The 12,003-nt window shown below is 42.1% G+C and carries 10 protein-coding genes, 1 tRNA gene and 1 other annotated feature (1 of these 12 cut by a window edge); of the genes, 8 read left to right on the forward strand and 3 right to left on the reverse strand.

The features are described from left to right. Positions 1 to 208 (reverse strand) — a binding site (T-box leader) (it extends 35 nt beyond the left edge of the window). A gap of 162 nt (positions 209 to 370) precedes the next feature. The 3 genes from BLP46_RS09285 (at position 371) to BLP46_RS13090 (ending at position 3,752) form a co-directional block, all read left to right on the forward strand. Continuing rightward, positions 371 to 1,162, forward strand: a complete 792-nt coding sequence (locus BLP46_RS09285; protein ID WP_092978424.1) for a hypothetical protein — start codon at positions 371 to 373, stop codon at positions 1,160 to 1,162. A gap of 71 nt (positions 1,163 to 1,233) precedes the next feature. After that, positions 1,234 to 3,585 (forward strand): ferrous iron transport protein B, encoded by a 2,352-nt coding sequence (gene feoB, locus BLP46_RS09290; RefSeq protein ID WP_092978426.1) that lies wholly within the window; start codon positions 1,234 to 1,236, stop codon positions 3,583 to 3,585. Further along, on the forward strand, positions 3,585 to 3,752 hold the full coding sequence (locus tag BLP46_RS13090) for a hypothetical protein (RefSeq protein WP_167669237.1): 168 nt from the start codon (positions 3,585 to 3,587) through the stop codon (positions 3,750 to 3,752). Before feoB ends, BLP46_RS13090 begins: the two co-directional genes overlap by 1 nt. Positions 3,753 to 3,771: 19 nt before the next feature. Here the strand turns inward: BLP46_RS13090 and BLP46_RS09295 are convergent, their stop codons facing one another. After that, positions 3,772 to 4,551 (reverse strand): TatD family hydrolase, encoded by a 780-nt coding sequence (locus BLP46_RS09295; protein ID WP_318259559.1) that lies wholly within the window; start codon positions 4,549 to 4,551, stop codon positions 3,772 to 3,774. A gap of 32 nt (positions 4,552 to 4,583) precedes the next feature. Then, a complete protein-coding gene (gene metG / locus BLP46_RS09300) occupies positions 4,584 to 6,530 on the reverse strand; it encodes a methionine--tRNA ligase (protein WP_092978428.1) in 1,947 nt (648 codons plus the stop codon). A 362-nt stretch (positions 6,531 to 6,892) separates the two neighbouring features. Between metG and BLP46_RS09305 the strand changes: the two genes are divergently transcribed. From BLP46_RS09305 to BLP46_RS09325, 5 genes are all read left to right on the forward strand, one after another. After that, a tRNA-Met gene (locus BLP46_RS09305) sits at positions 6,893 to 6,969 on the forward strand. A 322-nt stretch (positions 6,970 to 7,291) separates the two neighbouring features. Further along, positions 7,292 to 7,639, forward strand: a complete 348-nt coding sequence (locus BLP46_RS09310; RefSeq protein ID WP_318259561.1) for a Fur family transcriptional regulator — start codon at positions 7,292 to 7,294, stop codon at positions 7,637 to 7,639. A gap of 27 nt (positions 7,640 to 7,666) precedes the next feature. Beyond that, entirely contained in the window at positions 7,667 to 8,176 is a 510-nt protein-coding gene (locus BLP46_RS09315; protein ID WP_092978432.1) for a ferritin, read from the forward strand. 55 nt (positions 8,177 to 8,231) lie between these two features. Continuing rightward, positions 8,232 to 8,795 carry an alkyl hydroperoxide reductase subunit C gene (gene ahpC, locus BLP46_RS09320; protein ID WP_092978434.1) on the forward strand — a complete coding sequence of 188 codons (564 nt, stop codon included), beginning with the start codon at positions 8,232 to 8,234 and terminating at the stop codon, positions 8,793 to 8,795. Beyond that, entirely contained in the window at positions 8,795 to 10,414 is a 1,620-nt protein-coding gene (locus BLP46_RS09325; RefSeq protein WP_092978436.1) for an FAD-dependent oxidoreductase, read from the forward strand. The genes ahpC and BLP46_RS09325 overlap by 1 nt, the downstream gene beginning before the upstream one ends. A 168-nt stretch (positions 10,415 to 10,582) precedes the next feature. Here the strand turns inward: BLP46_RS09325 and BLP46_RS09330 are convergent, their stop codons facing one another. Continuing rightward, a complete protein-coding gene (locus tag BLP46_RS09330) occupies positions 10,583 to 11,752 on the reverse strand; it encodes an IS110 family RNA-guided transposase (RefSeq protein WP_092978438.1) in 1,170 nt (389 codons plus the stop codon). Positions 11,753 to 12,003 lie beyond the last annotated feature (251 nt).

A 12,003-nucleotide genomic window follows, 5' to 3' on the forward strand; every position in this document is an offset into this window, starting at 1 on the left:
CACCCAATTTGACGAAAAATCGTCCGCTTTGCGGCATACTAACATATACCCTCCGTGGTAACGGTTGGAAGCCGTCGGATACTACTTGCTTTCGCTTTTGCTCCGCCCTCACAAGTCCATTCGGGTTAATCTCGGTTATCGGCTTGCACCAACCGCCGACTCTCTGAAAACCTCAAAAAATCTTACTACTCTTGCTCACAGGTTTTTATTATTACACTCATTATATTCCGCTGATTTGGATTTGTCAAGCATTTTACTCAAATAAATCTTATGTCATAAAACTTGACATATACTTTTATAGATTATAAAATTGTTTATATATATTTTGTTTATCTGCGTTGTGCGGATAAATCTGATTGTGAGGATAAATATGAAAAAGTCATTTAAAATATTCGCTGCGATTCTTACTGTTTCGCTTGCTTTGCCGTTTGCCGGCTGCGGCAATTCTTCGGAATCTTCCGCATCATCTTCTTCCGAGTCATCTCAGACTGCCACAACCGCCGATGCGGAAACGACGGCGGCATCTTCGGCAAAAATCCCCGAAGTTCTTACTTCTCTTCACTCAATTGACACTGAAAACGGCAACGAGTTTGCCGGAACATGGAAGATAGTTGAGGGCGTGGGCTCAAAGCTTGATTCGTTCGTTTTTGAATTTAACGGCGACAAAGAGGCTTGCCTGATAATAGATAACGTTGGGTATATCGGAACATATTCGCTTGAAGAAACCGATGGTAAAAAGACTTTTAAAACACAGCTGTTGTTTGGACTTGACGGCGTATATACCTATGAATTTTCGTCAGACAAGTCTTCGGTTACTCTTACGAATACGGACCACAATTCAACGACAAAAATGAAGAAAGTTGAAAATGTATCCTGTATTCCCGAACCCGAAGCCAACCCAACAATAGACGAAAAGCTTTTAGGCGCTTGGCAGTCAAGCGAGGGCGATACGGTTTATTTTGACAAGTGCGGAATTATGTATTCTGACAGTTACGGCGTACAGTTTACATTCAGCAAGTATTCCGCAAAGGATTCGACCGTAACTTCAACCTACAAAATGAAGCAGGAAACAACCGACACGTACTCATATTCTGTTAGCGGCGACACATTAAAGCTGAATGATTATGAATATAATAAAATATCGGTGGATGAATTGGCCTAATAAAGGCTGATTCGTACCCCGATATAAATTTACGACAAAGTTAGCTATAGTTAACATTTTGAGAGGGAAATATGACATTAAAGGAACTTGAGATTGGAAAAACCGCCGTAATAAAAACTGTGGGCGGAGAAGGCTTGCTCAGGCAGCACTTTTTGGATATGGGAGTGATTCCCGGAGCAGAGGTAACGCTGACAAAATATGCCCCGATGGGCGATCCGATGGAATTGCGTATTCACGGCTATGAGCTTACGCTCAGACTTGCAGATGCGGAAAAAATTGAAGTGATTCCCATAAAGCCTTTGCCAAGAAAAAAAGCGATAACCAGTGCTCCTGTTGAAAATCAGGCGCACCCGGGGTTTGGCGAAGACGGACGTTATCACACCAAAAAAGGAGAAAATCCGCTTCCAAAGGACACGAAGCTGACATTTGCGCTTGCAGGTAACCAAAATTGCGGAAAAACAACATTGTTTAACCAACTTACGGGTGCAAATCAGCACGTCGGAAATTTTCCGGGAGTAACGGTTGACCGAAAAAGCGGAACAATAAAGGGACATCCCGAAACGCTTGTGACCGACCTTCCGGGAATATATTCATTGTCGCCCTATACAAGCGAAGAGATTGTATCACGTCAGTTTATAATTGACGAGAAGCCCACAGGAATAATCAACATTGTGGACGCAACTAATATTGAGCGAAACCTTTACCTTACAATGCAGCTTATGGAGCTTGACACTCCGATTGTTCTTGCACTTAATATGATGGACGAGGTAAGAGTGAACGGCGGCACAATTCGCATAAACGAGATGGAAAGTATGCTTGGAATACCGGTAGTTGCCATCTCGGCTTCAAAAGGTGAGGGCGTTGACGAACTTGTCCGTCATGCCGTACATATTGCAAAATATCAGGAAAAGCCCGGAAGAACAGATTTTTGTGATAAAGGTGATCACTGCGGAGCGGTTCACCGTTGCCTGCACGGAATTATGCACCTGATTGAGGACCACGCAAAAGCTGCGGGAATACCATTGAGATTTGCCGCAAGCAAGCTTGTTGAGGGTGATGAGCTTGTTGAAGATGCGCTTAATCTTGAAGAAAACGAAAAAGAAATGATTGAGCACATCATTACTCAAATGGAAAAGGAACGTGGACTTGACCGTTCTGCGGCAATTGCCGATATGAGGTTTTCTTTTATTCAAAAGCTGTGCAAATCAACGGTTGTAAAGCCCAAAGAGAGCAAGGAACATATTCGCAGCCGCAAGATAGACAAGGTTTTGACAGGCAAATACACTGCCATACCGTCGTTTGCGCTGATTATGGCACTTGTGTTCTTTTTGACTTTTAACGTCATAGGCGCATGGCTTCAAGACCTGCTTGCAAACGGAATTGATGCGCTGACGGGTATTGTTGACAATTTGCTCGTGTCATTAAATGTAAATGAAATTTTGTGTTCGCTTGTCGTGGACGGTATCTTCGGCGGCGTCGGAAGCGTTCTTAGCTTTGTCCCTATAATAGTAGTGCTGTTTTTCTTTTTGTCTATGCTTGAAGACAGCGGCTATATGGCGAGAGTTGCCTTTGTTATGGATAAGCTACTTAGAAAAATCGGACTTTCGGGCAGAAGCATTGTGCCTATGCTGATAGGATTCGGGTGTACTGTTCCAAGCGTTATGGCAAGCCGCACTCTGCCGTCGGCAAGAGACAGAAAGATGACGATTCTGCTCACGCCGTTTATGAGCTGTACGGCAAAACTGCCGATATACGGCTTTTTCAGCGCCGCATTCTTCCCGAATTACAGCGGACTTGTGATGATACTTCTGTATTTCCTGGGAATTGCCGTGGGTATTCTTGTTGCTCTGTTTTCCAAAAACACTGTGTTTAAGGGCGAAGCGGTTCCGTTTGTTATGGAACTTCCGAATTACCGTTTGCCGGGCGCAAAAAATGTTTTGCACCTGCTGTGGGACAAAGCAAAAGATTTTTTGCAGCGTGCGTTCACCGTCATTTTTATAGCGTCAATTGTTGTGTGGTTCCTGCAAACATTTGATTTCGGACTAAACGTTGTCAGCGGTTCTAATACAAGCATACTTGCAATAATCGCAGGATTCATAGCTCCGATTTTTGCACCTCTCGGATTTGGCGATTGGAGAATATCAACCGCCCTCATTGCAGGCTTTATGGCAAAGGAAAGCGTTGTTTCAACACTAAATGTGCTTGTTGGCGGCGCAGGAATAGGAAGTATACTTACGCCGTTGTCTGCGGCTTCATTCCTTGTGTTCTGTTTGCTGTATACTCCGTGCATTGCCGCAATCTCCGTAATAAAACGAGAATTGGGAGCCAAGTGGGCTGTGGGAATAGTCTGTCTGCAATGCGCCATTGCGTGGCTGTGCTCGTTTATTATATTTAGTGTCGGAAGTCTGTTGGGGTTTGCATAATGGAAATGAATTTTGCAAGCATTATTGTGCTTTTGTTAATTGCGGCTTGTTTGGCAATTGCGGTGTTTTCTTTAATTAAGCACCGCAATGACGGCTGTGGAAGTTGTTCCTGCTGCTCAAAATGTCAAAACTGCAAAAATAAAAAACAGGGAGAACGTAAATCTTGACGTTCTCCCTTAATTTTTGCTATTTAATTCTGTAAAATCTTTTTGCGTTTTCACAGGTAATGTCCAAAAGTTCCTGTGTTGAGATATTTCTAAGTTGTGCTATTTTTTCTGCCGCAAGTGCAATCATTGAGCTGTCACATCTCATTCCTCTGAACGGAACCGGTGCCATATACGGTGCGTCGGTTTCAAGAAGAAGCCTGTCCAGCGGCACTTCTGCGGCAACTTCAACACTGTGGCGTGCGTTTTTGAATGTTACAACTCCGCCAAGGCTAATGTACATGTCCATTTTAACCGCTTCACGCATAAGCTCAACACTGCCCGAAAAGCAATGAATCAAGGCGTTTGGCTTGTACTTTCTGAGCAAATCATAAGTGTCGCCGTGCGCTTCTCTGTCATGAACAATCAGCGGCATATCAAGGTCAAGTGACAATTTGATTTGTTCTTCAAAGACCTTTTTTTGCAGTTGCTTCGGTATATCCCAATGATAGTCAAGTCCGGTTTCACCTATCGCAACAACTTTTTTGTGTTCGCAAAGCCTTGCAACTTTTTCAAGGTAATCTTTTGGGATTCCGTCAAGGTTTTCCGGGTGAAATCCGACAGCCGCATACATAAATGCGTATCTTTCAGAATATTCAATGCATTTTTGTGCGGTAACTAAGTCAACCGCATTATTCACTATTCCGCATACGCCCAGCGACTGAATGTTATCAAGCAGCTCAAATCGGTCGACGTCAAACCACTTGTCATCATAATGGGCGTGTGCGTCAAATATGTTTGTTAATTGATTATTCATTTCCATAGTAAAATTATATTAATGTTTTACGCTTTAAATCAAGAAATTTTTGCTCCAGCCGGCATATCGTCAACAAAGATAACCTTAATGTCGTCTCCGCAAGTTGCCGCAAGTATCATTCCGCAGCTTTCAACGCCGCAGAGTTTTGCAGGCTTAAGGTTTGACACAAGTATGATTTTTTTGCCAACCAGTTCTTCGGGCTTGTAATACTTTGCTATGCCGCTTGCAACTGTTCTCTCTTTTACACCGTCGAATACAGTGAGTTTAAGAAGCTTTTTAGCCTCTTTGATAGGCTCGCAAGCTTTGATTTCAGCCACTCTAAGGTCAACCTTGCCAAAATCGTCGATACCTATCTGAGCAACGCCCTCAATTTCCTCACGAAGCTTTTTAGTTTCTTCGCTTTCGGTATCGTTATTTTTAATTATGCTGTTAAGCTCTTCAATTTCCTTTTCAACATCTATTCTCGGGAACAAAGCTTCGCCCTTTTTAACCGTGACATCAAGAGGAAGAACGCCGAATTTGTCAGCATTATCATAAGTTGCGGCGGCTTCATCCGCACCGATTTGTTCAAGTGCCCTTGTCATTGTTGTAGGCATAAATGCAGACAACAGAGTTGACACTATTCTGATTGTTTCAAGCAGATTGTAAAGCACGGTTGCAAGCCTTGTACGGTTGTTTTCATCTTTCGCAAGCACCCAAGGAGCAGTTTCGTCAATATATTTGTTTGCTCTTGAAACAACTTTGAATATTTCTGCCAATGCATTGTTAAGCTGAGTTTTGTCCATATATCCGTCAACGGATTTTTTCAGAGATGTTGCGGTGCAGATTAAATCATCGTCAAATTCTCCGCTTTCACGCTCAACGGGCAGTGTGCCGCCAAAATACTTTTCAACCATTGCAACTGTACGTGACACAAGGTTGCCCAAACCGTTTGCAAGGTCGGAGTTGATTCGGTTAATCATAATCTCGTTTGAGAAAGAGCTGTCTGCGCCGAGAGCCATCTCACGCATAATTTGATAACGAATTGCATCTGCACCGTAACGTTTTCCGAGAATGAACGGGTCAACAACGTTGCCGAGTGACTTGGACATCTTTTGTCCGTTAAATGTAATCCAACCGTGAACGGCAAGGTGCTTTGGAAGCGGCAAGTCAAGAGCCATAAGCATTGCGGGCCAAATTATAGCGTGAAAACGCATAATATCTTTGGCAACCATATGAACGTCGGCAGGCCAGTATTTGTCAAATTCATCAAATTTTTCGTTCTTATATCCGAGTGCGGAAATATAGTTTGAAAGGGCGTCTATCCAAACATATACAACGTGATTTGTATCAAATGTTACAGGTATGCCCCATTTAAAGCTTGTTCTTGAAACGCAAAGGTCCTCAAGTCCGGGCTTGATAAAGTTGTTTACAAGCTCAACCGCACGGGTCTTGGGCTGGAGATAATCGGTCTCGGTAAGAAGCTTTTCAATTCTGTCTGCAAACGGAGACATCTTGAAGAAATAGGCTTCTTCCTTTGCCTCGGTTACTTCTCTGCCGCAGTCGGGGCACTTGCCGTCAACAAGCTGGCTGTCTGTCCAAAAGCTTTCACAAGGAGTGCAGTATTTCCCTTTATACTCACCTTTGTAGATATAACCCTTGTCATAGAGCTCCTTAAAGATTTTTTGAACGGTTTCGATATGATAGTCGTCCGTTGTGCGTATATATCTGTCGTAGCTTATATTCATAAATTTCCAGAGGCTCTGGAAAACAGCTGTGATTTCATCAACATATTCTTTTGGAGTAACACCCTTTTCGGCGGCTTTCTGCTCAATTTTGAGTCCGTGCTCGTCAGTGCCTGTCAAAAACATAACGTCATAGCCCTGCATTCGTCTGTAACGGGCGATTGAATCGCAGGCAACGGTTGTGTAGCAATGACCGATATGCGGATTGCCCGACGGATAGTAGATAGGCGTAGTAATGTAGAATGTTTCTTTTTTACACATAGAGTTGTTCCTCCCTTTATTCAGCAAATGAGCTGTAATTTCTATTATAACAATTAAAGCATAAAAATGCAACATTTATAATATTTATATATAGTACAGATTAGTGCAGACGTTTTTGACTTTAAAGCGGTGCAAAGCATTTCGATTTTAGTGGGAATATTATAATCACTTTGTAAAAGTTGAGAAGGTAACGTTCCACCGAACTGCTTGTTTTCAACTAAAAAAGCAGGAATAATTACGCCGAAAACGCATATATTTTTATATATGCTTCATAAATAACCGTTAAATACAAAATATTGCTTGACAAACCTTTGTAAAAGTGATATACTAAAAAAGCTGTAAAGAAACAGCACCGAATATATCGCGGGATAGAGCAGTTCGGTAGCTCGTCGGGCTCATAACCCGAAGGTCGTTGGTTCAAATCCGGCTCCCGCAACCAAGTCAAGCACTAATCGAAAGATTAGTGCTTATTTTTATTTCATTGAAAGGCTCAACTGTTTTTATGGTTGGGTCTTTTGCTTGTCAGAGATTTTATGCAAACTATGAAGCTCTTTTAATTTATGCATTTAACAGAATAATATTTTTATTGTTTTATTATTAGAGAATAGAGAGGCAGACAAAAACTTTTAAAATTTAATTTTAGCTATTGACAAGTAATAAAACTTATTATATTCTTTAAACAAGAATTAGAATAGTTCTAATTCTTAATATAGCTATATTAACTTGCAGGAGAGATATTAATTTCTAAATACTCAGAAGAAATACTTGAAATTGTTTTAAATTCAAAAGACCATTTGACGGCAGAGCAGATATATCTTGAGATGAAGCGCAGAAATTCCAAAATATCTCAGGCTACAATTTATAATAATCTTAACGCTCTTACTTCAGCGGGAAAAATCATTCGATTGTCAGAAACCGGTCAGCCTGACCATTATGACAACACAACCCGCCACGACCACCTGTTTTGTGATGTGTGCGGAAAAATAGCCGATATTACGCTTAAAGACCTTACATCTTCCATTGAAGAAAAGCTTGGTCAAGATATTATTTCATACGACTTACGAATTCATTATGTCTGTCCCGAATGTCAGAAAAAGGGGAAGCATTGATAAAATTTATACTTGGGAGGAACTTTTATGGACGCAAAGGTTGCACAGTTAATCAACGAACAAATCAACAAAGAGTTTTACTCTGCGTATCTTTATCTGGATTTTGCAAATTATTATGCCGAAGCAGGTTTGGACGGTTTTGAAAACTGGTATAAAATTCAAGCTCAGGAAGAGCGTGACCACGCAATGTTGTTCTATCAGTATTTGCAGAATAACAGCGTGCCTGTTACATTTGAGGCTATTCAAAAACCCGAATGGACGCGCAAGGATAATATGACTCCGTTGAAAAAAGCGCTTGAACACGAAAAATATGTTACGTCGCTCATCAATAATATTTATGCCGCTGCGTATAATATTAAAGATTTCAGAACTATGCAGCTTCTTGACTGGTTTGTAAAAGAACAGGGCGAAGAGGAGAAAAACGCCAATGATATGATAACCAAGATGAAGCTCTTCGGTTCGGACGCAAAGGGATTGTATATGCTCAACAGCGAGATGAACGGCAGGGTTTATGCTGCCCCGTCGCTGGTGCTTTAACAGAGCGATACTTTAGAAAAACACATTAATAAAAAATAATTAGGAGGACAATACTATGTCAATGATTAACAAGGAAGTAAACGATTTTGCCGTACAGGCTTTTCATAACGGAGAGTTCAAAACAATTACAAAGTCAGATATTCTCGGAAAGTGGAGTTTGTTTTTCTTCTATCCGGCAGATTTTACATTTGTGTGCCCAACAGAGCTTGAAGACTTGCAGAACAAGTATGAAGATTTTAAGGCGGCAGGCTGTGAAGTATACTCTGTTTCAACAGATACTCATTTTGTACACAAGGCGTGGCACGATTCGTCTGAGCGTATCGGAAAAATCACATATCCTATGCTTGCAGACCCAACACACGCACTGAGCAAGGACTTTGAGGTTCTTATTGAGGCTGACGGCTTGGCTGAAAGAGGAAGCTTTATTGTGAATCCCGAGGGCAAAATTGTTGTATACGAAGTAAATGCAGGCAATGTGGGACGTAATGCGGACGAGCTTTTCCGCCGTTTGCAGGCAAGCCAATTTGTTGCCGAGCACGGCGATGAAGTTTGCCCTGCAAAATGGCAGCCGGGTGCAGAAACTTTGAAACCGAGCCTTGACCTTGTGGGTATGCTTTAATGGACAGAAAGAATTTTTATGACGCAATAATAGTCGGCGGCGGCCCTGCCGGTCTTACGGCGGCAATATATCTTGCCCGTGCACAATATCGTGTGTTGGTTATCGAAAAAGAAAAATTCGGCGGGCAAATCACAATAACCGATGAGGTAGTAAACTATCCGGGAGTTGAAAAAACAAGCGGAGCTGCCCTTACGCAAACAATGCGCAGTCAAGCCGAGAGTTTTGGAGCGGAATTTTTGCTTGCACAGGTTACGGAGCTTTTGGTTGACGGAGATATAAAGACCGTAAAAACCGACAAAGGCGAGTTTTCGTGTTTTGGAATATTGATAGCAACCGGAGCTCATCCCCGAATGATTGGATTTCCGGGGGAATCGGAGTTTAAAGGACATGGGGTTGCATATTGTGCAACCTGTGACGGCGAATTTTTTACCGACAAAGAGGTTTTTGTCGTTGGCGGAGGATTTGCGGCGGCAGAAGAAAGCGTTTTTCTTACCCGATATGCAAGTCACGTTACAATTCTTGTCCGCGGTGATGATTTTACCTGCGCTCCGACTGCGGCTCAGGCTGCAAAAAATCATCCAAAGATTACCGTGCTTACAAACACCGAAGTGGTTGAAGCTTCGGGCAAAGACTTTTTGCAGAAGCTTGTTTATAAAAACAACAAAACAGGTGAGCAAACCGTGTTTGAACCCCAAAACGATACTTTTGGTATTTTTGTTTTTGCAGGTTATGAACCCGAAACAGCCCTTGTAAAAGATAAAGTAAATATTGATGAAAGCGGCTATATAATAACCGACAGAGCACAGAAGACCAACCTTGACGGAGTTTATGCCGCAGGAGATGTGTGCCAAAAGAATCTAAGACAGGTTGTAACCGCAGTCGGTGACGGTGCAACAGCCGCAACCGAGCTTGAAAAACATGCGGCGGCTATGCAGAGCAAAACAAATATTCGCCCCGAAAAACCTAAAGCACAGAATAAGAAAGCCGACGAAAGCAAAAATATTAATGTGCAAAGCAATATTTTTTCACCCGATATGGTTGCTCAGCTTAATGCTGTTTTCGCAAAGATGGAAAATCCGCTTACCTTAGAGCTTCATCTTGACAACGGCACCGTTTCTGTGGAGTTGAAGAAATATATGGAAGAACTTGCAGGATTGACGGACAGGCTTACATTAAATATTATTGAAAATTCAGAAAAATCAGATTTGCCGTTTGTGCGTGTGATTCGGTCTGACGGAAGTTTTTCGGGACTTGCGTTTCACGGAGTTCCGGGTGGTCACGAATTTACGTCGTTTGTTCTTGGGCTTTACAATGCTTCGGGCAAGGGACAGCCGATTGACAGGGGTGTTGAAGAAAAAATCCTGTCAATTAATAAGCAGACAGATATGAAAATAATCGTTTCGCTGTCCTGTACAATGTGTCCCGAACTTGTAACTGCGGCTCAAAAGGCGGCATCGATTAATGATAAAATTACGGCTGAGGTCTATGACGTAAGTCATTTTCCAAAGCTTAAGGAAAAGTATAACGTTATGAGCGTTCCTTGCCTTGTTATAAACAACGATAAGGTGAGTTTTGGCAGGAAGAATATCAGTCAGCTTGCGGATATTCTTTCGGAATAAAAATATTGTCACCGCATAATGTAAAGTTATGCGGTGATATAAAAAGACTAACTATTAAAAGTCAATAGGAAAACGAAAAGTTTTCCACAAAAATCAACAATCAGAAAACAGGCACGACAAAAAGAGCAACCGCGTAGTTGCTCGAAAAAATAATCAAGTGAAATAAGGTTATCGCCTGTAAGATTCTCCTGTGGTTTCCAGATGGTAGATCACCCTGACAAGTTTCTTGCAGGCATGAGAAATTGCTACGTTGTAGTGTTTGCCTTCGCTGCGTTTCTTGGCGAGGTATTCGGCAAAGGTATTATCCCAATTACAAACAAACTTCGTGGCGTTGAAAAGAGCGTAACGCAAATATCGGGAGCCGCGTTTCTCCATATGCGAGTACGAAGATGTTAGCTGCCCCGATTGATAGGTAGACGGCGAAAGACCGGCATAAGCGAGAATCTTGTCCGGTGAGCTGAAATTGTCAAAGTCGCCGATCTCGGCAATAATCATAGCGCCCATGCGGTAGCTGATGCCCGGGATGGTAAGGATGGGAGAATTGATTTCGTCCATGATAATCTCAATGTGAAACTCAATCTCCTCGATCTCTGCATCAAGCTCTCTGATGAGCTTGATAGTGTGTTTGAGCTCCAACGACTTGGCAGGCATATCCGAGCCGATAGAGTTTTTTGCATCAATGCGAATTTCTTCCGCTCTTTCCTTGCCGTAACGCCCTTTAGAAGCGGTTGACAGGAGATTGGTCAGCTTGGTGAGATGAACAGAAGCAATTTGCTTAGCGGACGGATATTGGCTCAACAACTCATAAACAGAAGCCATATGAAGCGTAGAAACCAGCTTTTCAAGTTCAGGGAACAGTATGTTAACCAATCTTGCGACAGAGGTCTTAAGCTTTGCGCGTTCCTTAACTTTATCAAATCTGTATCTTGTTAGTGACTTTAGCTCTTCGTTGTGGTATAATGTGTTTGAGTAGGACTTTAAGTTCACGTCAGACAACAACATAGCTGCAATGGTATGAGCGTCTACCTTATCCGTTTTCGTCTTTCTAAGGCTTAGACTTTTTCTGTAAAGATTTGTATGTAACGGATTGATAACGTAGGTTGGTAGCCCTTTATCAAGGAGATAGCCCAGAATATTGTAGCTGTAGTGTCCGGTGGCTTCGAGTCCTACTTTTACTTTTGTAAAATCATTTGCCACAGAGCAAATCTTCTCGTAAAGGCTGTCAAAGCCCTCGCGGTTGTTTTGAATGACAAAGGGGTTGAACAGAACCTCCCCTTCTGAGTTCATGATAAAGCAATCATGCTTATCCTTTGCAACATCAATTCCGATAACAATCATACAAATACCTCTTTCATAGTAGTTTCGATACTGCTTAGAGCCACAATGCTCTTTGCGATTGTAACCTTGTTCCACATAAACCGTCGTGCGGTATCTAACTGATTAACAACTGTACAAAGAGACTGTGGTTAGAGCCTTTCTTTGACCGTCTTGCGGTAGGAGACAAAAACTAATCCACAGTATCTCTAACAGTATAGCATACAGTCCTTGGAGAGGGACTCTAATAACTACTACTCTATAATACAAGGAGA

Source organism: Ruminococcus sp. YE282 (assembly GCA_900101355.1).
Classification (GTDB): Bacteria; Bacillota; Clostridia; order Oscillospirales; family Acutalibacteraceae; genus Ruminococcoides; species Ruminococcoides bromii_A.

Bases quoted from the DNA above. Each gene is read 5' to 3' on its own strand.
- BLP46_RS09285 (WP_092978424.1), top strand. From the start codon at position 371: ATGAAAAAGTCATTTAAAATATTCGCTGCGATTCTTACTGTTTCGCTT.
- feoB (WP_092978426.1), top strand. From the start codon at position 1,234: ATGACATTAAAGGAACTTGAGATTGGAAAAACCGCCGTAATAAAAACT.
- BLP46_RS13090 (WP_167669237.1), top strand. From the start codon at position 3,585: ATGGAAATGAATTTTGCAAGCATTATTGTGCTTTTGTTAATTGCGGCT.
- BLP46_RS09295 (WP_318259559.1), bottom strand. From the start codon at position 4,551: ATGGAAATGAATAATCAATTAACAAACATATTTGACGCACACGCCCAT.
- metG (WP_092978428.1), bottom strand. From the start codon at position 6,530: ATGTGTAAAAAAGAAACATTCTACATTACTACGCCTATCTACTATCCG.
- BLP46_RS09315 (WP_092978432.1), top strand. From the start codon at position 7,667: ATGGACGCAAAGGTTGCACAGTTAATCAACGAACAAATCAACAAAGAG.
- ahpC (WP_092978434.1), top strand. From the start codon at position 8,232: ATGTCAATGATTAACAAGGAAGTAAACGATTTTGCCGTACAGGCTTTT.
- BLP46_RS09325 (WP_092978436.1), top strand. From the start codon at position 8,795: ATGGACAGAAAGAATTTTTATGACGCAATAATAGTCGGCGGCGGCCCT.
- BLP46_RS09330 (WP_092978438.1), bottom strand. From the start codon at position 11,752: ATGATTGTTATCGGAATTGATGTTGCAAAGGATAAGCATGATTGCTTT.